This window comes from Rufibacter ruber, from assembly GCF_014138425.1.
GTDB classification, from domain to species: Bacteria; Bacteroidota; Bacteroidia; order Cytophagales; family Hymenobacteraceae; genus Nibribacter; species Nibribacter ruber_C.
The window spans coordinates 19,356-40,225 of the sequence record NZ_JACJIQ010000013.1 but is presented as its reverse complement, the minus strand read 5'-3'; the positions used below and the strand labels follow the sequence as shown (position 1 = coordinate 40,225).

The following is a 20,870-nucleotide window of genomic DNA, read 5'->3' as shown; positions in this document are numbered from 1 at the left end:
AGTTATGCAGTTAAGCATTGCTCAAATTATAGGCAAACAAATTGCTGTACTGGATGTAGACGGCTTGAAAGTTTATGAAAAGCTTCAAGAGTCTTATAAGCCACATGAGAAGATTGTGCTTTCATTTGAAGGATTGCGTCACGTTACATCTGCTTTCTTGAATGCTGCACTTGGTAGATTTTTATTATCTACTCCTCAACCAGAAGAGGCAAAATCCGCTATCGAATTAAATGGTATTGATAATAGAGCTATTCTGAATAAAGTAAATGAAATTTATAAACTTGCTTTAGACCCAAAAGCAAGAGAAATCAGAGAAAATGCTCGAAATCAAGAGTTAGGGATACATGAGTAAATTTAAAATTTTTGACATAAGAAAATCTAAGCCGGGCAACCGGCTTTATTTTTTTGATGCTAATGTGTGGCTATGGATATTAAACCCTCCACTCCAACCAAAGTATTACGAAGAAGCATATCTCAACTTTTGGAGGATACTAATTGAGAAGACTACAGACAAGAAGGTGGCAGTAGTTAATACATTGCTACTTTCTGAGATTCTCAATAGGTATCTAAGAATAAGATTCGTAGTTTATAAAAACGAACTTTTGGAGAGTAGGAAACTTGACGAAAAGGGGATTAACAAACTAGATTTTAAAAAAGATTACCGAACTACTCAAGACTATCAAAATTCACTGGAAAGCTTTAAAGATGACTTAGCTGCATATGCTTCCTACATAGAGTTTAATGATAGTGGGCTAGAGCAGATTGACTCTATGCAAACTCTAATGAACATAACTCCTGATTCTGATTTTAATGATACCATTTATTATAACTTTTGTATTATCAATCAATATGCAATAGTTACTCATGATGGCGACTTTGCTTTCCCAGATATTCCTATACTTACTTGTAATAAAAGCCTCTTAGAATTTCAAATTAATAAATAGTTATCGGCTCTATCGATGCCCTACACCTGTTCCACCTGCGGCCAAGAACATGACAACTGGCCAGCCTTAGCTTATTCTTCGCCGTGGCACTACAACAACCTCACTGAAGAAAAGAAAGAAACCATAGGCTGGCTGGAAGGAGACTTCTGCACAATTACTTATGAGGACCAGACAGATCGGTTCATTAGAGTAGTCATGACCATTCCCGTGAATGACCACTGTGAGGATTTAGATTATGGACTGTGGGTGTCAGTGAGTGAAAAGACCTTCCTTGATTATCAGAAGAATTACCACAATGAGGAGCATGAGGCGTCTTACTTCGGGTATGTCTGTAATCATTTAATGGGCTATGAAGAAGACGTGATGCAGGTTCCATCAACAGTGGTTACCCAAGCAGACAACAAAAGACCAGCAGTTTTCCCGCATGAAGATTTTGACCATCCGCTGGTACAAGACTTCTACCACGGCATCAGCAAAGAAGAAGCAGAAAAGTGTATTGAAGAAATGATTCGCATTTCTAGCTAAGTTCCGTTTTCGGCCTGCTTTCAGAAAAACAGGCCAAAAACGAACTAGAATCATAACTTTATCTACTGTCAAGGCTTAAACAGAAGGGCTATGCAAACTACACGGCTACGGGTGAACGAGAAAGTGTACCAGCATTTGATGTGGTTTCTACGCAAGTTCACCAAAGAGGAATTGAGATGATAGAAGAAGATGCTGCCTTCTCAAATGCACAAAAGGAACTGAAACAAGACTTAGCTCAAATAGAAACCGGCTAAGCAGAATTTCTAAATATTAACCAACTAGATCAGGACCTTGAAAACACCCTCGCCTCCCTATTCTCCTGAAAGGAACATGTGGGCAAGCGGTAATAGCACAGGAGCCAAGGCATTTCTAGTTCGACCACAAGATCTTTTCAAGATGACAAAAGTGGGTGGCGTTCAACTTTGAGAAAATTCGCGCAGAAGCTCTTTTCCCCTTGTTGGTGTTCTCACCAACAAGCCATACTGCGGTACCAACTAAAACTTTCATACAATTTTAGGAGTGCCGGTGAAATGCGAAGGCAACCACCCCCATCTTGTTGGAGAGAACACCAACAAGGGCAGGAATTAGCAAAAAGAAGAGATGGAAGTATTTGGGTTTGTGAAGTATGAAGAGAATTGGAGGTAAAGACATACTTCCTGTTTTCAGCCCCATTTCCAGAAACGAGCCCAAAAACGGAAACCTCACCTCCCTGTCCTCCTGAAAGGATCTTGGTGGCCAGCAGTAGTAACGTATAAACAAAGCCTTTCTAGCTCGCCCACAAGATCCTTCCAGGTTGACAAAGCGGGAAGGGGTGAAGGCCTTACCTTCTTTAAAGCAATCTGCGTCAAGAAACAGAAATCTCTATTCCCGTTTTTAGCCTGTTTTCCCAAAAACAGGCTAAAAACAGAAAACCACCCCAACCCAAGGTTAAGCTTTCATGAAATGTGCGGCAACAACCCAATGCCTGTAGGCGGAAGCATTATTTTTGTAGCATGAAGCAGCTTCCCCTTCTTATTTGTCTCCTGTTTTCCTGCCTTAGCTGGGTACAGGCGCAACCAGATACCACGCAGCAGGTGGTGCCCAACAGGCGCAACAGCCCCGCGCAGCAGCAGAAACCGTATGTGATCCTGATTTCGGCAGATGGGTTCAGGCATGACTACGTACGCAAATACAACTGCCAGAACCTACGCCAACTGGCCCAGCAGGGCGTACAGGCGAAGGGGCTGCAACCAGCGTTTCCGTCAAAGACGTTCCCTAACCACTATAGTCTGGTGACGGGGCTGTACCCGGCCCACCACGGCCTGATCAACAACAAGTTCTACGACCCCAACTTTAAGGCTTTTTACGCCAACAGCAAACCCCAAGAGGTGCAAGACCCCAAATGGTACGGCGGCACCCCGCTCTGGGTCCTGGCCGAGCGGCAGCAGATGCTGTCGGCCAGCTTTTACTGGCCCGGTTCAGAGGCACCCATCCAGGGCTTCTTGCCTACCTACCATTACCGGTATTCAGAGAAGATTGCCATTGACCAGCGCATTAACACCGTGGTGGAGTGGCTGCAGCTGCCCGCAGAGCGCAGGCCGCACCTGATCACGTTCTACTTTCCTGAAGTGGACCATGCCGGGCACACCTACGGTCCAGACTCCCCAGAAACCGAAGCCGCCGTGCAGTTCATTGACGCCAGCATTGGCAAACTCACCCAAGCCGTGGCGGCTACCGGCTTACCCGTCAATTTTGTGTTTACCGCTGACCACGGCATGGCCACCGTTGACCAGGAGCAGGTTTTACGTGCCCCGCCTATTGATACCGCCCAGTTTGTAGTGTCAGGCAACGACATCATGATAGAGCTGTACGCCAAACAGCAGAACCGCGCGGCCCTCAAGCAGGCGTACAAACGGCTCCGCAAGGGCAGCTCACCCGGGTACAAGGTGTACCTGAAACAGAACATGCCCAAGCACCTGCATTACCGCCCCCAAGATGATTCCCTGCGCCGCATTGGCGATATTATTCTGTTGGCCCAATGGCCGAAGATCTTTCACAGTGCCGCCTCCGCACCAAGCCCCGGCCACCACGGCTATGACCCCTCGCAGACCCAGGATCTAAACGCCGCCTTTATCGCCTGGGGACCCGACGTAAAGCAGGGCCTGACCCTGCCTGTGTTTGAAAATGTGCACGTCTTTCCCATTCTTGCCCAGATTTTGGGCCTGCCGTACAACTTTAAGCTAGACGGGAACCGTAAGATAGCCCAGCAGATACTCTCTGCTGAACCGTTACCATACCCCCTTACAAATGACACATCAGCCGGCCGGCTGCCCGCACACCCACTATTCCTCTCTTTTCCTGCCGCTCCAGGGGAGCCTCCTGTTGGCCTGCCAGTCTAACACAAAAAAAGCCGCCACTTCTGCCACGGCATTAAACCCGAAGCAAGGCTTGACCCAACTGGAGAAAGATGAGACGGAGTTCTTAGATATGTATCAACTAGACCAGGAGCACGAAAACACCCTCACCTCCCTGTCCTCCTTAAGGATCTTGGTGGCCAGCGGCAGTAGCGTATGAGCATATCTAGTTCGCCCGCAAGATCCTTCCACAATGACAAAAGCCGGAGCGTCATGAAGTAGTCTCCAGCACCAAGGCAGGTCAACCACCTTTCTGCTTCCGGCTAACCTGCATCAGAAAGCCTGAGACCAAGCATAGCACCCGCAGGAGCGAGCCATAGGCGTCATGTTTGGGCACACAAGCTGGCCGTTCTGTTTTTGGCCTATTTTCAGAAAAACAGGCCAAAAACAGAAAACGGCAGTTCCATCTGCGGGCGTTAAAAAATCACCAGAACCAGGGCACCGAAAAAAAGCAGGAGGCCAAGGGCGAATATGCTAAAAACCAGCCCCGTTTTGGCACCGTTGGCATTGGCTAAGTCATCTGGGTGCTTCCGGTTCCAGGACAAGGCTTTCTTGCTGAACACCATTCCGCCCAAGGCAAGGAGCAGAGAAAAAGGCAGCAGAACGCCTCCGCCCCGCGTAAGGCTAGACAGCCCGGCCACGCCCAGCACCAAAGACGCCACCCCTAAGAGAAGCCCGGTGCGCGCCACTCCGGCTTTAGGTTTTCCCGGCTCCGCTTGCCCCACCCGTGGCCTGCTCCCTTGCTGTTGTTGCCCCGGGGGCGCCAGAACCGGCACCTGCGCGCTGGGGTAAACACCTACCGGTGCCCCCGGCGGCGCTACCGCATAGACTGGCGGCGTGGCGGCAGGCACGGGTTCATTTGCAGACGCAGAAAGAGACGCAGCAGCAGCTGGTTCTACCGGGGGCCTAACCTGCCGGGCCTGAACAGAATCATCAGGAGGGGAAGAAACCGGCTTGCTGCCGGCCCTGGCCGCAGGTGCTGAAAAGTAGAAGACTTGCTTTTGAGTGCAGCCCGCCAGCAACAGCAGCCCCACCAGCCAGAAGATCAGTTTCTTTTGTCCGCACAGCGGAAGTGTTTGGCTGTTCATCTGTTTAAGGTAGTAAGAATATTCTGCTTTGCCTATACTACAGGCAATGAGTTATTTACCAGCACACAACCCGCCTTTCCCCACTTATGTTACCCGGAAGAACAGCCCCACTCGCCGCATTTCTTTACCAGCCCAGGCAGTAAATTCAGTTTTTCACTGTAGTTGACACGGTATTTGCATAGGCAACGTCTGGTTTTAAACGTTTACCTGGTATGATGACCAAATATCTTTCGGTGCTGCTCCTGCTGGTGGGCGGCCTCATGTTTTCCTGCCAATCTAAGCAAGGCGCCAACGCTACGGGGGCAGCAGAAACACCTGCCCCGCAGGCAGGCACCTCCCAGGCCCTCGCCTTTCAGCCGCAAAGCGTGGTAAGGCGGCAAGAAAACTGCCCGGGCGACTCCTGCGCCACTGTTGACCTGCAGTACCTGGTAGCCCGGGGCGGCCCAACCCCGCTGCGCGATTCCCTGAACCAATACGTGCAGGATTTTCTGCTTCGGCTGCAGCTCACCAACAACCCAGACGCAGATTTGTCACCCCAAGAAAATGCCGCCGAAGCCGTGGCCACCGTCTTCCTGCAGGAGCAGGCCGCTTTCAGGAAAGAGTTTCCAGACGCGGGCGCGCGGGCCGGTTGGTACCTGAAGGTGGCCATGGAGCCCGTGCACCAGACACCTGCCCTGGTTTCCCTGCAACTGCAGAGCGAAGGCTACAGCGGCGGGGCGCACGGCTATGCGGTGACCACCCTGCAAAGCTTTGACAGCACCGGCCATGCCCTCCGGCTGCACGAGCTGGCCCCTGATACTGTTCAGCTCAGAAAACTGGTGGAGCAGGAGTTCAGAAATGTGAGGCAGTTGGGCGCTGAGTCTTTTGAGCAGCAGGGATTCTATACCCAGAATGGCCATCTGCCGTTTCCGCAGAATGCGGCGCTCACCCCAAAAGGCCTGCTGCTGTACTACAACGCCTACGAGGTGAACGCCTACGCCTTTGGCCCTACGCAGCTGTTACTGCCGTATGCCCAGATCAACCAGCTGCTGGCGCCACGCTTCCGGCCGCAGCCATAGGCCAAGAATGAGAAGCCGTTTTCGGGCTGTTTTCAGAAAAACAGCCCGAAAACAGAAAGGGGATTCTATCAGGCGCAGGCCAACCCCTGCGCCAGCGCAACGGCTTGTCACCGGCAGCTTCTATATGCCAAAGCCCCTCCAGAGGGACTGGAAGGGGGCTTTGGCTGCTCAAGTACTGTGGTATTAATAAGAATAGCTGTACATGGTCACCACGGCGTCTCCCGTAGTAGGCGTGGTTGTTTTTTTCACTGGGAGCTTCTGCGCATCATACTCATAGGTGTAGGTAGCCGCCAACTGTCGGCCATCTTCCTGAAAGGTAGTGGTTACTTTACCGGGGTTGTTCCACTGCAGAACGATGCCGGGTGTGAAGGGGGTACTGGCCAGGTGCTGAACACAGGGGCTGTCATCATAATTCTCGTACTTGACGGTGTAAGAGGCGGTCCAGCCGGCAGTGGGGGCGCTTCGCTGGAAAACGGTGATGTCACTCACATTCCCCCGGGCATTATACACATAGCTGTGTTTATGGGTGGCCACCAGCTCTTCTGAAGAGGCGTTGGTGTCTTTGAAATAGGAGTAGCGTACGGCCAAGCGGCCGGCATTGTCATACTCAAAGGTGTAGTAGCTCTCCACCTGCCCATTTATTTTCTCCTCTAGCTTAGTGAGTTGCCCTAAGCCGTTGTAAGTGTACGCGCTCTCTTTGGTTACCTGCCCCCCGGTGTTCTTAATGAGCCCTATGCGCCCGTTGGCGCCGTACAGCACCTCGCTGTCTGAGGCCGTTAAACTGTGCAGAGCCAGCTCACCGGTTCCTTTAATGCGGGTAAGCTCCCCGCTGGGGCCATAGGTGAACTCACGCAGGGCGCCCTGGCTGGTGGTCACTTTGGCCAGCCTGACAAGGGGCGTGTTGCTGGGTTCAGGCTCCTCTATGCCGCAGCCCACTACCAGAAAGGCAATCAGGATCAGAAAAGGTACTTTAAAAAAAGATGGTGTCATGGGTAAAAAGGGGTGGAAGTACTGCCGGGTTCTTATACTGGAGAGTCCCCGGCCGGGCAAAAGGTTGCATCTGGGTTGATGATTCCTGCTGTGACAACCACTGGCCTCTACCCCCACTTTTAACCGCTGTCAGTCTTCCATGACCACACTAATGCTTCCGCTGCGTTCCAGACAGGCAGACTTCACCTTCTCCAGCTCCTCTGGCTTGCCGCTGCTCCTGATGGCTTCATGAATATCATTCTCAGTGATGTTATGCGCCTGCATGACCTCCCGCTGCAGCTCCCCGTTCCGCACCAGCGTGACCGTGTGCCCCTTCAGGAAGTTGCTGACACCCGAGCCGGTGCGGTATGCCGCCGCCGCCAGCAGCCGGTGCAGCAGGATGAGCACAAGCCCCGCCACCAACGTGGGAAAGAAAGGGGAGTTCCCGGTAATGGCACGGCTCATAATAGAGCCAAACATCACCCCCAGCACAATGTCAAAGGCGCTGTGACGCCCAAAAATGCGTTTGTTGGCCACCCGTATGTAGAGGAGCCCAACAAAGAAAACAATCACCGCCCGCAGCCCCATCTGCCACCAGTTCAGTTTTTCAACTCCTATTCCTAAGATTGTATCTAACAGCTCCATCATGCCCCAGAAACGTGCATCCATCTGCAAAAGTTACTGTTGCCAGACGCGGTTGACTGGGCTTGGTTTCCGGCCAGGGAACACTATCTACAAATGCAAAGCAGGCAAGGTCTATGAGAGTGGCAGAATCTACTTATATTCAGGTATTGTTTTGTTGCCTAAGCGCTTGCATCTTTAGGAGCGTGTTTGAGTTTTGTTTTTTGTGCGGCAACCGGGCAGAGCAAGAACGCGCGCAGCAGAATCTCCTGACCCAGAATCTGAACAAGTCCTTACCAACCATTCATAAACGAAAACCCTATGCCAAAACTTATCAACCTTCAAGGAGAGGGCGCCATTGAAGAGCGCCAGATTGATAAAAAAGAAATGATGCAAATGGTCAGAGACTACAAGCGCGAACGCACTGACGTCATTGCCCAGCACGGCAACAACCGCAATGACAGCCGTGCCTGCTATTTCTCAAAAGCGATCTACGAGAAGATTTTAGTTGAAGCCCAGTGTGATGGCATTAGAACGTACTACGGCATCAGGACTGAGCCCAGCGATAAGAAGCGGTACCACACCATCATTCTGGTTGGCACCAGAAACAGAAAAGACGCCCTCACAGACAATGACTATGTAGCCATTGCCAGCAACCCTGCAGATGATGACGGGACTATCTATGAATGGGGTTCCCTCTGCCCTCCGGGCGAAGGCTGCGCCATTGACACGCTTTTGGCTGAAGCAGACCAGCTAGACCAGGAGGAGCAGGGCTAAGCAGTCCAGCAAGAAGAGCAGTACTATCTTATAGCTCTCAGGCCACAGGTAAAGCCGTTTACCTGTGGCCTCAGCTTCTGCAGGTAAGCAAGATGCCCTGGCACCCTGAAAGGGGAAGATGCAGCAGGAGCCGTTTGTAGAATGTACAGCCTGTGCCCTACGCAGCACCATCACCGGGGCAGGGTTGGGCAACAGTGCAAGGCGGCGACAAAGACAAATTTTAAACATACCTTTCCAGTACCTGCCATTCACCGGCAGAACGTACCGGGAAAAGAGGAGAGCGCCCTGTCGGCTATTGTGCTGCCAATAGGGTTCTGGGGCTGCTTTAGGCTTGTTTTTCTGAAAACAGGCCTAAAACAGAGATTTCCCTACACCAGTTAGGGCAGGTTTACAGGTTAGATTGCAAGCGGAGAATATCAGGTTGGAAGCTCTGCTGAGGCGGCCTTAAAGCCGGGCAGCAACGCTACAACCATGATAAAAGCAGGGAGCCCGGCTTTTGCTGTGGCTCTTTGCAGCACAGAGACACCTTTTAAGCGCTTGTTTAACTTTTGGTATTGCAGGCGAAAACGGGGAGTGAAAAGTTTCTTCTATCCTGTTTTTTTGAGCGGCATAGCCGCGCGCTGGTGCGAGGCAACCGCCAGGTCAGGTTCTTTTGAGGCCCGTTGGCAGCGCAGAAGACAGATTCAAGCATGCTCTAAACTTGCTCTAGTACATACTTCAACCAAAGAAACTAAATATTGAATGTTAGAGACACTTAGGTACATTTATTACGCTGTCTTGTTTTCACTCACCGTCTACAGCCTGTTTGCCTTGAAAGACATCAGACAGTTTGGCGGAACCTTGTTGGTGCTGGTGCTGGCGGTGACTTCTTTGGTTGAGTTGTTAGGCTTGGGGGCCCGGTACAAAGGCATAGGCAACCACGCCACCTGGATCTTCAACCTGTACACAATCCTGATCATTCCGGTCTATCTGCTCATTTTAAAAGACAGCTTCTCGGCCTTCAGCAGAAAGGCGGTGCTGTATGTGGCGGGGGGCTTTATGGTGCTTGGGTTGGTAAACCTGTTTTTTATCCAGGGCCTACAGCGGTTCAACCACTTTACCCTCATGCTGGGGGCGGCGCTGCTGGTGCTGTTCAGCCTGCTGTACTTCAAAAGCCGGTTCCAGAATCCGCAGGAAAACCTGCTAAAGAGCTGGCGGTTCTGGGTGGCCACCGGTTTGCTGATGTATTTCCCGGGCACTTTGCTGTACTTTGGGTTTCTGAACTACCTGAGCCAGTTTGACCACGGCTGGCTTATGCAGGTCACCCTTATTCTGCAGCTCATGAATATCATGCTGTATACCTTGTTTGGAGTAGCTCTGTCATGTTTGAGACCCCGTCAGATATCATCACCGTTATTGTAGCCGGTTCGGCTATTCTGCTGGTCCTGGTCTTCTTTATCATCTCCTTCCTTTTTGCCTACCAGAAAAAGCAGCTTCAACACCTGAAAGAGACCCAGAAGCTCAAGGCGGCATATGAGAAAGCCATCACAGACTCAAGGCTGGAGATACAGGACGAAACCCTGAAGTATGTAGGCCGGGAACTGCATGACAACCTGGGCCAGATCCTGTCACTGGTCAAGCTCAACCTGCATGATGCGCACAACCCGGAACAGGTCACCTTTGCCAAAGAACTGGTTGCGGGGGCTATCAGAGACGTGCGCACCCTTTCAAAGTCATTGAACACTGACTGGGCTGACGAGGTACCGCTCCCCCACCTGATCCAGACGGAACTGGACAAAGTGGAGCGCAGCAGTAACCTCCAGACCGAGTTTGTGCACGAAGAATGTGACTGCACCATAGACAGCAAAAACAAGCTCATTGTCTTCAGAACTTTTCAGGAGAGCCTGAACAACATTTTAAAGCACGCCAACGCCACCTTGGTCACCGTGAATTTACATTTGGCAGAAGACCAGAATACCTGTACCTTAGAGATAGCAGACAACGGCGTTGGCTTTGACATAACCGGCGCGGCACAAGGCTCTGGCCTCAGCAACATCAAAAAACGCATGGAGGCCATTCATGGGCAGGCAGACATCTCTTCGCGCCTTGAAAGCGGCACCCGTATTGAGTTGAAGTTCCCCCGCCAGCCTTACGCTCCTGGCCTTTTAAAATAAAGCACTATGGTTGAGATTGTAATTGCAGATGATCACCGCCTCTTTGCACAAGGATTGGCCACCATTTTAGGCAAAGACCCTGAGCTGGCGGTAAAAGCGATCTTCAATGACGGGCGGTCCATGATTGACTACCTCCGTAACCAGCAGGCACACGTGGCGCTCATTGACCTGAACATGCCCTTCTTTAACGGCGAGAGCACCCTAGCCCGAATGAAGGAGTACGGGATCAGCTGCAAGAAAATTGTCATTACCATGTACGCAGATGAAGCCCTGCTCCACAACTGCATCACCCTGGGCATAGACGCCTACCTCCTGAAAGACGCCGAACCGGAGACGGTGGTGGCCACCATCAAACAGGTGGCGGCCGGCACCTATAAACTGAACAGCAAGTCTGTCAGCTTAAAAAACCCGTCAGAGGCGTTTAAAGATAATTTTGTGAACATGCACAAGCTGTCTAAACGCGAAGTAGAGATTCTGCACCTGGTGGTTCAAGGGCTTTCCAGCGCAGAAATCGCTGACAAACTGTTCCTCTCAATATTCACGGTAGAAACACACCGCCGCAACATTCACGTCAAACTAAAAGTCAAGAATACCGCTGAGCTGGTGAAACTCGCCCTGGAGCAGAGCATTGTCAAGGAGACGTCTCCTTAAGTCGGCTAGTAAATCTCCCCTCTCTGAACAGAAAAAGGCCAGCAGCTTGTGGTGTGTAAACGCCTCTTGGGGAACTTGTGCTGCCCAAGGCATGGCCGCGTTCACATCAACACGGGCGTAGGGAGCGCCACAAGTTTCTGTTTTAGGCCTGTTTTGGCCAAAACAGGCCTAAAACAGAAACCCGCCTCACATGCCTCTGGGGAGGAGTATCTGGTAGGCAAAGGGAGAATCTTCACGCTTACAGCTTCTCTGGGCCGGGAAAGCAATGGGGCTACTGATTAGGGGCTGGGTCTGTCTCCTGCAGAAGCCATTCCAGGGCCTCTTCTTCGTCTTGAAAATCCCGGATCAGCAGCTTCCCCAGGTCTCCGGCGTGCTTCTCAATGTACTTGATAGCCGCCGCCTGCTTCTCATCAGCAGAAACCAGGGTAGCCATGCGGCACAGGGCGCTGGTCATTAGTTTAGGCACCATGTGCTCCAGCATCCAGAGCTTGTCTTCGTCACTGAAGGCCCGCATTCTTCTGTTGTCTGCCAACCAGCGGGTCAGCCCAAACCGCTCAATGATATAGCCACACAACAGAATGGCTTCCCGCAGATCAGCACTGTTGAAATGCCCCCGCCAAATGGCCATCCCCAGCCGTTGCTCTTCGTCATACTGAATGGTCACAGCATCACTTTGAAAGTAAACCTTGGGCAAACTTTGCAGCATGTATCAATAAATAAGAAGTATATAAAATATAGTATTGAATAGTAGACCCTGAGGTGTAGGATCAGAAATTTAATAGTGCACCTGTCTAGTGTTTCCCCCTTTTCTCTCTGGAAGTGTGTAGGGCGCCAGTACTTGCCTGAGCCGCCGTTTTAGGGCTACTTTTCAAAAAACAGCCCTAAAACAGAATGCTAGCCTCCCCTTGCCGCTTGCACCCAATACACTTGACAACTCTAAACAGCTTTCGTTATCTATTTTATCCTCTCTGCAAAGGAACTTGGCAGCAAATGAGTGAAGCGCTTAGTGACCACAGCTGCCGTTCGCCACAGAGATTCTTGCAAAAGGACACCCAGGGAAAGGGAATATGTATTCTGTCTAAGTACTTAGGTTGAGCCGCTCGAAGCTATTTCAAAGATAAGTATTGAAATGCAGGTTGTGCCCCAAAACATGGTGAAATTTTAACGATTTTGCCGCAAAGTCACCAGAAGCCTGCATTCATGCTTTTGGCACCTGACAGAGCTATCCATCGGCTTAAAAATACCAGGGGAGAACTTTCCCGGGTTACTATTATTCCTCTGTATGCATCCAGACATTTTCTTTAGCGGCAACACCTCCTGCTGTTTTGGAGCTGTTTTCTGAAAAACAGCTCCAAAACAGCAGGGCGAACCTGAATAAAACCGTCTGCACAGGCGTTCTGACCTGTGCTAGACCGTATTGCTGAAGCCTTTATACTTTATCACTGCCCTCTTCTCGTTTATCAGCAGCAGCGCCTGTGGTTCTAGTTAGAAGCGTGCTCCAGCCAGCAAAGGGATGAGCTGTATTTTATTCCACAGGCAAGACGGCCTGATCAGACAACTCAGCGGTTGGTGTGGACCCTGGAGGAGTGAAAGAAAGCAAAGGCCATGTTCTTCAGCCTTAGAGCAGGTTTAAATTTGTCTTTTCTGCTGCAAACGGGTATCAAAAGAACCTGACATCGCATTTTTCTCCCACCATAGAAACGCTTCGTCAGAACCTTTCGCTCCCCATTTTCGCTCGCAAAACCAAAATTTAATCAAGCTCTTATTTATGGCTTTTACTGTAGCCCCTACTGCCCTGGCGAGTGAAAGAGATTTTACCCTTGCTGTTGCAGGGCGCTGGAAACAGGCTCCAGCAGCCAGGCCATGGCGTGGGGCTTATTGCCAAACTCTTTGGTGACCAAGTCTCCCAACCCCTCGGCACGTTTGTACATCTGCTCTACCGCAGTTTTGTTGAAGAAATCTTCAGAGACCAGCGTCGCGTTTCTACGCAGGGAACTGGCGTATAGCCGGGGCAGTACTTCCTCCACAAACCACTCCTGGTCTACCTGCCGAATAGCCTTCATTTTTCTGTTATCGCCCAGCCAGCGCAAAGGCTTGTGTTCTTCCATTAAAGCAAGGCAGGCCGTAATTGCCTCTCTGAACTCGTGGGTATTGAGAAAGCCATTCCATTCAGCTATTCCTAGCTGAGCTTCGTCATCATAGCTAATTGTAACCACATGGTTCTGAAAGTAGGTGAGTACCATACCCGGGGAAGTAACAGATGTAAGGACAAATTTAGGACTGGTACGGAAAACAGGTGCTTTGAGTGACAAATTATTGAAAATTGCCCGCCTGCCCCTGCTTTCCCTCGGCATAGCAGCCTCCAAGCCGCCTGATTTTGTCAGGGCAGCAGGAAAACAAGCTGCTAACCCGTTTGTAAGAATCCTGACATAATGCCATTTTCATTCTTCTTCTCCTTGACAAAGTGTCTTTACCAGAGGGCAAGCACATGCGTGCCGGGCTGTGGTACAGCCTTTGCTATTGACCCGTTAACTATCAACGTGTTGAAGAGGAGGAAGTGATATGAAACTGATAAAAGATAAAAAGTTCTTACAGAATATAGCCCATTACATTGACCTGACCAATACCCTGGGCGGTGGGGTAAGTCAGCCGCAGTTAAGGATTGACAAACTCAAGAAAGGATTGGTGCTCCGGGTGACCCTGCCGGGCATTGACCTGAGCCAGTGCCAGGTGCTGCTGGACAAAAACCAGCTGACCCTGATGGCGCTGCACCAAAGTGAGCTGAACCCGGCCATGCAGATCCCGCTGTTCCAGCACCAGGTGACGTTGCCCCCTTTTGTGGACTTCGGCCAGGTTACGGTAGTGCATGAAGACCACGAGCTTCAGGTACGTGTGCCTTACCTGCCGCAGGGCCCCAGGCTGCTAGAGATTGAGCAACGGTAACGGCCAGAACCGTTCCATGCCTTTGTACCTGGCTTCAACGGCCCCCGTGTCTACTAGACTGTTACATTTTGTTGCATCACATGTTTAAAAAAGAAAGGAGTAATGATGGCCATTCAAGGTAGCAGAAGCGGCTTTGAAGACTTCATGCCGCAGACATTCAGCAGCATGCTTGACCGCTTCTTTAATGATTCTGTGAACAACCGTGAGCGGTTGAACCGCTTTAGCCCACTGGTAGACATTTGTGAGACAGACCAGAGCTACCAGATAGAGGCAACGCTCCCCGGGCTTGCCAAAGAAGACATCCAGCTGGATTTCCATGAGGGGCAGCTGACCATCTCTGGCGAGCGCACCCTGCAGAAAGAGCAAAAAGAGAAGCAGTACCATCTGGTGGAAAACCATTATGGTACCTTCAGCCGCTCTTTCAGGCTGCCAGACACCATAGACCATGAGAAAATTGAAGCCGTTTTTGAGAACGGTATTCTGCGGGTGACAGTGCCAAAAGATGAGCGTAAAACCGCCCGCCACCGCATTCAAGTGCGGGATGGGGCCGCTCAGCCGGTGCAATTAGAAGAGAGTTCAGGCACAGGGAACCAGAACCCGGTGAAAGCCGCTGCTCCCAAAAAGAAGCAGCCAAGCCTGGCCCATGAAAACGGCACCCATTAAGTTACTTACCTAAAAAAAGGAAGGGCAGGTGGTTTTAGAACTACCTGCCCTTTCGCTTTAAGTAGGCCAGCAGAGATTACCCCTGCATGCCGCTGCTCATGGCTGCATTGCCGTTCCCTTTGTCACGCCCGGTCCCGTCAGGAATACTTCCGGGGTTGGTAGGAGACACCTTACTGGTCTGCCCGGGGGTAACGGGGGCATTGTGGCCGCCGCCAGAGATACGGGTAGCGTTTCCTGACTCCACGGGTCTGGGGTTGTTGGCCCTATAAAAATACATGCTCACAAAAAAAGCTATGACTACTAAAATAACAATTGCAACTACCATGGTCTTCTAAGTTAAGTGGAACAATACACTTCCCTTTCTTTTACTGGCGTTTAGGCTCTGCTGTTTCGCGGGGGCGGCGGTATCTGCCTGAAACAGGCGTATTTCAGTATTTTATGCTCAGATTTTATCATAGAGAGGTGAACTTTCCGTTATAAGAGAGCTATGATCAAAAAATTATATTTCCTGTTCTTCTTCTGCTGGGCGGTGGCAGAGGGTGCCGCCGCCCAGCAAACCTCTTCAGGGCAACCGTACTTTATTGAGCTGCACACCGGGGAGAGGGTGTATGCGCGCAGGCTGCAGTATAAAAGCCCGGTGTTCAAACAGAATTACTTCCTGCTGGATGACTCGCTCCGGTACGCCCCAGAAACGGTGAAGTACTTCCAGAGCCCAGACGGCTTTTTTGCGCGTCTTAACGCGGGGCGCCGGTACAGTGACTTTGCCCAGCGGGAGCAGCCGGGCCGGGTTTCTACCTACTTTGTGTACCGCACAGACTACAGTTCCTACAGCCCCGGCATTGGCGTAGGCATGGGAGGCATGGGTATGGGCGGATACGGCTATGGCTACCCTACGCAGCGGCGTGTCTATTATTTCTCAAAAGACAATGGGCCCTTAGAGCCCCTCACCTATAAGAATTTACGGGTAGCCTTGTCTGACAACCCGGGCAGCATAGAGACCCTGCAACAGTACAAACGCGGCCAGAACATACGCACGGGCATGTATGTAGTAGGCGCCGGGCTCATCATTGCCGGGCTGCAGCAGCAGTTCAACAGCGGCCGGAACTCAGGCTACTCCCCGTTACTTTTTGTAGGCCTGGGGGTGAGCTTGCTTCCGCAGATTATCAAGCTGGTAAAGAAAGACCAACTGGCCCAGGCTATTGAGCTGTACAACTACACCCCGGTTGAATAGAAACCTGCGCTGTTGCTAAAAAAGCAAGAAGGCCTGCTGTACAGCAGGCCTTCTTGCTTTTTCATGTTTTACTTCTTTTGCAGCAGGGCGCTTAAAGCATGTTTGAATTTTGATTTTACGGCCTAAAAGCACCAGAAAAAGGTTCTGCAGAAGCACTTTTGGAGCAACGCAGCAGTGCTACAGGGCCAGAAAAGGGTGAACACAGGTTCTTTTCAGGGCGTTTTGCAGCGTAAAACCCAGATTTCAACATGCGGTTCTTAGAAATTAGCGGCACTGGGGGCCGTACGGGCGGCTTTCACAGCGGTGGCTTTTTTGCCTTTTCTTTCTTTCAGGTAAGAATTCAGCACATAGCCGCCTTCGCCGTCAATCTGAACCAGGGACCACTCGGTATTAACCTGTCTCACAACAGTGATCTGGTCTTCTGGGGTCAGCACCCGCATCACCTCGGTGCCCAAGGTGGGTTGGCGGAACATGCGTACCTTTTTGCTGTTCACATGTGAAGTGGGCTCTTGGGCAAATACAACAAATACTTGCATCAGGAAAACGGCGGAAAGAAGGATAATACGTTTCATAATTTTAAATGGGGTTTTAAAGTGGTGAATGTTTCTATTATTTTGAAGTAGTTTCTTTTCATTATTCCTACACTCCCGCTCAGGAAAGAGCATAGGGGGCAGGGGCAGAATCTCTGCCATTCTTTTTACTAAACTATTGCTCCTTAATTGCTTACAACTTTATAGATGCAGATTCTGGGAGATGGTTGCTTCAGGTTTTTAAAATTTTAAAAAAATTTTCAACTTCCTTTCCTCCCGCCCAACCTTCTCTGTTCCACAAGCCGCTTCTTTGCATTTTCCCTCTCCGCGTTAAGCGGCTTCCGTCTCTGCAGCTCTACTATGGCAACACCTATGCCAAACTTGCAAACAGCTAATTTACAATAACTTACAAGACAACTATTCTCACCCAACTGCCCGCTTATGAACACCAACTATTCAGATCCGGACACCGGAGCCGTTTTGCAGCTGCCCCGCCGGCTTTGCTGGCGGTTCTTTTGCCCTCCTGGTTTCATAAAGTCAGGGCAAAGGTAGAAGGCCGCCAAAGCCCCTGCAACACCTACCCCGTTGATTAACAAATATTTAACCTCTGCCGTGATTTTATAACACTTTCTTAACAGTTCTTTAAATGCTGGTTTCTTTTCCTGTCTTTCTACATTTGTGACCACCACTGTTGAGACCATGATTCCTCCCTTCCACATCAGGCCTATTACCCAACTCCCTGAAATGCTGCAGCAGCACCGGCTCATTCAGCACCTGAACCCGCACATGGAGTTTTCGCGCTATGAGCAGCTGCTGCACCAGATGCTGCCCAACAACTACCAGATGGTAGGTGTCTTTGACCGCGAAATGTGCATTGGCCTCTCCGGTTACTGGATTGGCACCAAGCTGTATAGCGGGAAATACCTGGAGGTAGACAACTTTGTGGTAGATGAGCAGTACCGTTCCCAGGGCGTGGGCAAGCTCCTGCTGGACTGGCTCACCTCTGAAGCCGGGCGCCAGGGCTGTGAAACCATGATGCTAGACGCCTACGTGGTGAACAATGCCGCCCATAAGTTTTACCTGCGCGAAGGCTTTGCCATCAAAGGCTTCCATTTTCTGAAGCGCCTTAGAAAGTAAACCGCACCGCCTCTTAGCCCGGCAGGCACAGCCGTCTGTTTTGGGGCTGTTTTGCTGAAAACAGCCCCAAAACAGAAGTTGCCCCACCTCACCTGAAAGGTTATCTTTGGCCATGACCCCACTTCTACTACTGCACGGCGCGCTGGGCGCCGACAGCCAGTTCAAGCCCCTGCTCCCGTTGCTGCCCGCCGCCCTGCCGGTGTATTCCTTTAATTTGGCAGGCCACGGCGGAGAACCTTTTTCTGACCAGCCGTTCAGGATGGAATCGTTTGTGCAGCAGCTGTTGGAGTGGCTGGCGGCCCGGCAGCTAGGGCCGGTGCAGGTGTTTGGCTACAGCATGGGCGGCTATGTGGCACTAGAAGCGGCCAGGCAGCAGCCCCAGCGGTTCCGGAAGATCTTTACGCTGGCCACCAAGTTTGCCTGGGCCCCTGAAACCGCCGCACATGAGACGGCACGCCTTCGGCCGGAGGCCATTCAAAAAAAGGTACCCGCCTTTGCCCAGACGCTGCAACAGCGCCACGCCCCGCAAGACTGGGCCCAGCTGCTGCACCAGACAGCAGACATGATGCGGGCCCTTGGCCAGCAGCCGCTGCTCACCTCAGAAAAATTAGGCCAGATACAGGTGCCGGTACGCGTGGCCGTGGGCGACCGCGACCAGATGGTGACCGTAGAAGAGACGGTTGCCGCGTACCGAAGCCTGCCCAGCGCCCAGCTACAGGTACTACCAGACACCCGGCATCCGTTAGAACAAGTATCCCTGCCCCTGCTGGCGCAGGCCCTGAACCAGTATTTTGCTTATGCGTGATTTCACACCTGCTTTTAGGCACCTGCTGCCCCTGCTGTTCTCTTTTGCCGTTCTGTTCACCACAGGCTGCTCCTCTGGCAAGCCCGGGTTTGGCCAGAAAGGCTACACAGAAAGCGGCAAAGCGTCTTATTACTCCAACAAGCTTGCGGGCAACAAGATGGCCAACGGGCAGCGCTACCGCCCCGGCAAACGCACGGCCGCCCATAAAAAGCTTCCGTTTGGCACTAAAGTGAAAGTAACCAACCCCACCACCGGCAAATCTGTGAAAGTGCGCATCACAGACCGGGGGCCGTTTGTCTCTGGCCGCATCTTAGACCTTTCTATGTCTGCGGCGCGCAAGCTGGATCTGGTGAAGAGCGGGGTGGCCCCGGTTCAGATGAAAGTACTGAAGCCCGTGAAAAGGTAAGCCCGCCGCGTAAGGCACCAGCCTGTTTTTGGCCTGTTTTTCTGAAAACAGGCCAAAAACAGGCTCCCGTGTTCTTCTGTCTCTGACAGCGGCTGAAATGGTTCTCTCCCGCCTCTTCTGGCATAAACGAAAAAACAATACCCAGGCTTTCCCAAAGCTTCCAGGAGCAGGGCTTCTAAGCAGGTATTCCTTCAGCTCCTGAAGTCCCTCACTGCTGCGGTCTCCCCTTTCCAGAATGGCAGCAACCTGGAGCCTGTTTACCATTGGGTTTGGAAGCGAGGAGCCTCAGCGGGAGGCTCTACATAGCCGTTAGCTTATTAGCGGCGTGGCCAGGGCGGTAAAAGCGGGAAGGCAGGTTCTGGCCCTCTGCAGCACCAAGGCAAATTCACATTGGCCGCGGGCTCTTTTCAGCCTGTGCGGGCGGTGTCCTTTTTTGCCTGGCCCCAGAAACACCCTTCTCCATACAGAAAGCGCCCGGGCAGAAGAGAATCTGCCCGGGCACTTATCACCTGCTAAAACAAAAAAAACTTACATGGGTCTTACTTTGCCCATGCCTGTATGCTTCACCTTAGGGGAGCCTTTGTAATCTACACTCACAATACCCGCGCCGTCTACGTTCAGCTCTTTGGCAACATTTACCTCGGCATGGCTGACCCCGGCGGCGTCAATGGAAAAATAATTCGTCTTTAAGTCTGCGGCTTTCAGGCTGGAGGCGCCGGCCATATCCAGGTCTACCTTGTCGGCGCGGCCGCTGAGGGTAACACTGGTGCCGCCCGCCACGTCTGCCTGCAGCTCTTTCACCTGCAGGGCCATCTCTACGTTGATACCGCCCGCCATCTCCATTCTCAGGGCAGAGCCGGTGATGGTGTTGGTAGAGGTTAGTTTGATGCCCCCGGCTAGTTCCAGGCTTTTAAGGTTCTGCACGGTCACGTACGCTTTCAGTTTCTTGGCATTGCGCACCCGGTTAGCCTTGGTCCTGATGGTGAGCACGCCATTTTCCACCTCGGTCTCAATCAAGGGGAGAATGTTTTCATCGGCTTCCAGTTTAAGGCTTTCAGTAGCACCCTGGGTGAGCACAATCTCAAAGCCACCGCTCACGGCCAGCCCGGTAAAGGAGCCCACTGAGCGGGTCTGGGTCTGGATTTTACCGTTTCCGTTCACGGTCTGCGCCTGGGCAACCTGCAGCAGGCTCATCAACGCTACCAGCAGCAGCAGCAAGGGGAATGACTTTTTCATGGGAGTTTGGGTTAGAGGCAGTTCTGTTCTTTCTCCTATAGATGCAGGTTTCTGGCAAAGGTTGCCTGCCCTGTTCCCCCAGAGGTAAATTTTAGCTAGCATACCGGCTTCACCAGGGCGGCAGGGCATGTGCCGCCCGCAGCTGTTTTAGGCCTACTTTCTGAAAAACAGGCCGAAAACAGAAACAGGGAAGGCCGTCACTTCTTTACCCTTGGCTTCTCTCTACTCCCGCGCGCCCAAACGCCACCGCCTGCCGGTCACCGGTGTTGCTGAACAGCCGCCAGAAATGGCCAGCCTCCTCCAGCACCCCTTTGGCGGGTGAAACGAGGAGCACCTGGTTTCCGCCCAGCGCAATCGTCAACTCGCCGTCAGGGGAAACGGTAACCTGCTGCACCCGCAACTGCTCAGACGGCTGCCGCACCAGCTCCTGCAGTTTACGGTCGCGCAGGTTGCTGCCGGGTACCTGCGGGTCAAAGGCGGGATCTGCCAGGGCCCGGGCATCACGCGGCAGTTCCACCTCGTGAAACTGGATACCCGTCTCGCCGGGCTGCTCCAGTTGCCAGTAACAGGCCACTTCCAGGGTCCAGGCGCCCACATCCAGGATCAACCCGTAGGCATTGGTCACCTGCGCCTTCCCAAAATGGAAGAACTGCACATGCCCCAGCCGGGTAGCCTTGGTTAACGGCAGCCCCGGCAGGTGCTGCAACTCCTGAAAAATCTTCTCGCTCATAGGTGCTTTG

Annotated in this window: 25 protein-coding genes; 16 read left to right on the top strand and 9 right to left on the bottom strand. The window is 51.9% G+C overall.

Features of this window, described 5'->3' with window-relative positions; genetic code table 11:
* Positions 1 to 4 precede the first annotated feature (4 nt).
* From FHS90_RS15015 to FHS90_RS22635, 5 genes are all read left to right on the top strand, one after another.
* A complete protein-coding gene (locus FHS90_RS15015) occupies positions 5 to 352 on the top strand; it encodes an STAS-like domain-containing protein (protein WP_066830462.1) in 348 nt (115 codons plus the stop codon).
* A complete protein-coding gene (locus FHS90_RS15010; protein WP_182513661.1) occupies positions 345 to 944 on the top strand; it encodes a hypothetical protein in 600 nt (199 codons plus the stop codon). Before FHS90_RS15015 ends, FHS90_RS15010 begins: the two co-directional genes overlap by 8 nt.
* A gap of 15 nt (positions 945 to 959) precedes the next feature.
* Positions 960 to 1,469, top strand: a complete 510-nt coding sequence (locus tag FHS90_RS15005; protein WP_066830456.1) for a DUF2199 domain-containing protein — start codon at positions 960 to 962, stop codon at positions 1,467 to 1,469.
* Positions 1,470 to 2,461: 992 nt separating this feature from the next.
* Positions 2,462 to 3,847: an alkaline phosphatase family protein gene (locus tag FHS90_RS15000; protein WP_182513660.1), complete on the top strand. Its 1,386-nt coding sequence runs from the start codon at positions 2,462 to 2,464 to the stop codon at positions 3,845 to 3,847.
* 49 nt (positions 3,848 to 3,896) lie between these two features.
* Positions 3,897 to 4,022: a hypothetical protein gene (locus FHS90_RS22635; RefSeq protein ID WP_281367913.1), complete on the top strand. Its 126-nt coding sequence runs from the start codon at positions 3,897 to 3,899 to the stop codon at positions 4,020 to 4,022.
* Positions 4,023 to 4,278: 256 nt separating this feature from the next.
* Here the strand turns inward: FHS90_RS22635 and FHS90_RS14995 are convergent, their stop codons facing one another.
* The gene (locus tag FHS90_RS14995; RefSeq protein ID WP_182513659.1) at positions 4,279 to 4,950 is read right to left on the bottom strand and encodes a hypothetical protein; all 672 of its coding nucleotides are present in this window, start codon (positions 4,948 to 4,950) and stop codon (positions 4,279 to 4,281) included.
* Positions 4,951 to 5,162: 212 nt separating this feature from the next.
* Here FHS90_RS14995 and FHS90_RS14990 point away from each other — a divergent pair, with 212 nt between their 5' ends.
* Positions 5,163 to 6,008 carry a PdaC/RsiV family protein gene (locus FHS90_RS14990; protein ID WP_182513658.1) on the top strand — a complete coding sequence of 282 codons (846 nt, stop codon included), beginning with the start codon at positions 5,163 to 5,165 and terminating at the stop codon, positions 6,006 to 6,008.
* Between the two features lie 183 nt (positions 6,009 to 6,191).
* Here the strand turns inward: FHS90_RS14990 and FHS90_RS14985 are convergent, their stop codons facing one another.
* Entirely contained in the window at positions 6,192 to 6,998 is an 807-nt protein-coding gene (locus FHS90_RS14985; RefSeq protein WP_182513657.1) for a hypothetical protein, read from the bottom strand.
* 129 nt (positions 6,999 to 7,127) lie between these two features.
* Entirely contained in the window at positions 7,128 to 7,646 is a 519-nt protein-coding gene (locus tag FHS90_RS14980; RefSeq protein WP_241498914.1) for a DUF421 domain-containing protein, read from the bottom strand.
* A 273-nt stretch (positions 7,647 to 7,919) separates the two neighbouring features.
* On the opposite strand from FHS90_RS14980, the gene FHS90_RS14975 reads away from it, so the two are divergent.
* The 4 genes from FHS90_RS14975 to FHS90_RS14960 all read left to right on the top strand — a co-directional run bounded on the left by FHS90_RS14975 (position 7,920) and on the right by FHS90_RS14960 (position 11,179).
* Positions 7,920 to 8,375 carry a hypothetical protein gene (locus FHS90_RS14975; protein WP_066830441.1) on the top strand — a complete coding sequence of 152 codons (456 nt, stop codon included), beginning with the start codon at positions 7,920 to 7,922 and terminating at the stop codon, positions 8,373 to 8,375.
* A gap of 741 nt (positions 8,376 to 9,116) precedes the next feature.
* Complete coding sequence (locus FHS90_RS14970) at positions 9,117 to 9,776, top strand: hypothetical protein (protein ID WP_066830431.1); 660 nt, start codon at positions 9,117 to 9,119, stop codon at positions 9,774 to 9,776.
* Positions 9,737 to 10,528 (top strand): sensor histidine kinase, encoded by a 792-nt coding sequence (locus FHS90_RS14965; RefSeq protein WP_066830428.1) that lies wholly within the window; start codon positions 9,737 to 9,739, stop codon positions 10,526 to 10,528. Before FHS90_RS14970 ends, FHS90_RS14965 begins: the two co-directional genes overlap by 40 nt.
* Positions 10,529 to 10,534: 6 nt before the next feature.
* Positions 10,535 to 11,179, top strand: coding sequence for a response regulator transcription factor (locus FHS90_RS14960; protein WP_182513656.1), 645 nt, complete (start codon positions 10,535 to 10,537; stop codon positions 11,177 to 11,179).
* A 271-nt stretch (positions 11,180 to 11,450) separates the two neighbouring features.
* On the opposite strand, the gene FHS90_RS14955 is transcribed toward FHS90_RS14960, so the two are convergent.
* Positions 11,451 to 11,885, bottom strand: a complete 435-nt coding sequence (locus tag FHS90_RS14955) for an STAS/SEC14 domain-containing protein (protein WP_182513655.1) — start codon at positions 11,883 to 11,885, stop codon at positions 11,451 to 11,453.
* 1,108 nt (positions 11,886 to 12,993) lie between these two features.
* Entirely contained in the window at positions 12,994 to 13,422 is a 429-nt protein-coding gene (locus tag FHS90_RS14950; RefSeq protein ID WP_182513654.1) for a hypothetical protein, read from the bottom strand.
* Positions 13,423 to 13,741: 319 nt separating this feature from the next.
* On the opposite strand from FHS90_RS14950, the gene FHS90_RS14945 reads away from it, so the two are divergent.
* Together FHS90_RS14945 and FHS90_RS14940 are read left to right on the top strand one after the other, a co-directional pair.
* Positions 13,742 to 14,122, top strand: coding sequence for an Hsp20/alpha crystallin family protein (locus tag FHS90_RS14945; RefSeq protein ID WP_182513653.1), 381 nt, complete (start codon positions 13,742 to 13,744; stop codon positions 14,120 to 14,122).
* 102 nt (positions 14,123 to 14,224) lie between these two features.
* Complete coding sequence (locus FHS90_RS14940; protein WP_246387063.1) at positions 14,225 to 14,785, top strand: Hsp20/alpha crystallin family protein; 561 nt, start codon at positions 14,225 to 14,227, stop codon at positions 14,783 to 14,785.
* 76 nt (positions 14,786 to 14,861) lie between these two features.
* Here the strand turns inward: FHS90_RS14940 and FHS90_RS14935 are convergent, their stop codons facing one another.
* Positions 14,862 to 15,110, bottom strand: coding sequence for a hypothetical protein (locus tag FHS90_RS14935; RefSeq protein ID WP_066830412.1), 249 nt, complete (start codon positions 15,108 to 15,110; stop codon positions 14,862 to 14,864).
* A gap of 162 nt (positions 15,111 to 15,272) precedes the next feature.
* Between FHS90_RS14935 and FHS90_RS14930 the strand changes: the two genes are divergently transcribed.
* Positions 15,273 to 16,016: a hypothetical protein gene (locus FHS90_RS14930; protein ID WP_182513652.1), complete on the top strand. Its 744-nt coding sequence runs from the start codon at positions 15,273 to 15,275 to the stop codon at positions 16,014 to 16,016.
* A 257-nt stretch (positions 16,017 to 16,273) separates the two neighbouring features.
* Here FHS90_RS14930 and FHS90_RS14925 read toward each other — a convergent pair whose 3' ends face one another.
* Positions 16,274 to 16,588, bottom strand: a complete 315-nt coding sequence (locus tag FHS90_RS14925) for an SH3 domain-containing protein (RefSeq protein WP_153042558.1) — start codon at positions 16,586 to 16,588, stop codon at positions 16,274 to 16,276.
* 657 nt (positions 16,589 to 17,245) lie between these two features.
* Here FHS90_RS14925 and FHS90_RS14920 point away from each other — a divergent pair.
* From FHS90_RS14920 to FHS90_RS14910, 3 genes are all read left to right on the top strand, one after another.
* Entirely contained in the window at positions 17,246 to 17,683 is a 438-nt protein-coding gene (locus FHS90_RS14920) for a GNAT family N-acetyltransferase (protein WP_182513651.1), read from the top strand.
* A 112-nt stretch (positions 17,684 to 17,795) separates the two neighbouring features.
* On the top strand, positions 17,796 to 18,488 hold the full coding sequence (locus FHS90_RS14915; protein WP_182513650.1) for an alpha/beta fold hydrolase: 693 nt from the start codon (positions 17,796 to 17,798) through the stop codon (positions 18,486 to 18,488).
* Positions 18,481 to 18,894 carry a septal ring lytic transglycosylase RlpA family protein gene (locus FHS90_RS14910; protein WP_182513649.1) on the top strand — a complete coding sequence of 138 codons (414 nt, stop codon included), beginning with the start codon at positions 18,481 to 18,483 and terminating at the stop codon, positions 18,892 to 18,894. The genes FHS90_RS14915 and FHS90_RS14910 overlap by 8 nt, the downstream gene beginning before the upstream one ends.
* Before the next feature lie 528 nt (positions 18,895 to 19,422).
* Here the strand turns inward: FHS90_RS14910 and FHS90_RS14905 are convergent.
* Positions 19,423 to 20,130 carry a head GIN domain-containing protein gene (locus tag FHS90_RS14905; protein WP_182513648.1) on the bottom strand — a complete coding sequence of 236 codons (708 nt, stop codon included), beginning with the start codon at positions 20,128 to 20,130 and terminating at the stop codon, positions 19,423 to 19,425.
* A gap of 205 nt (positions 20,131 to 20,335) precedes the next feature.
* Positions 20,336 to 20,860 carry a hypothetical protein gene (locus FHS90_RS14900; RefSeq protein WP_182513647.1) on the bottom strand — a complete coding sequence of 175 codons (525 nt, stop codon included), beginning with the start codon at positions 20,858 to 20,860 and terminating at the stop codon, positions 20,336 to 20,338.
* Positions 20,861 to 20,870 lie beyond the last annotated feature (10 nt).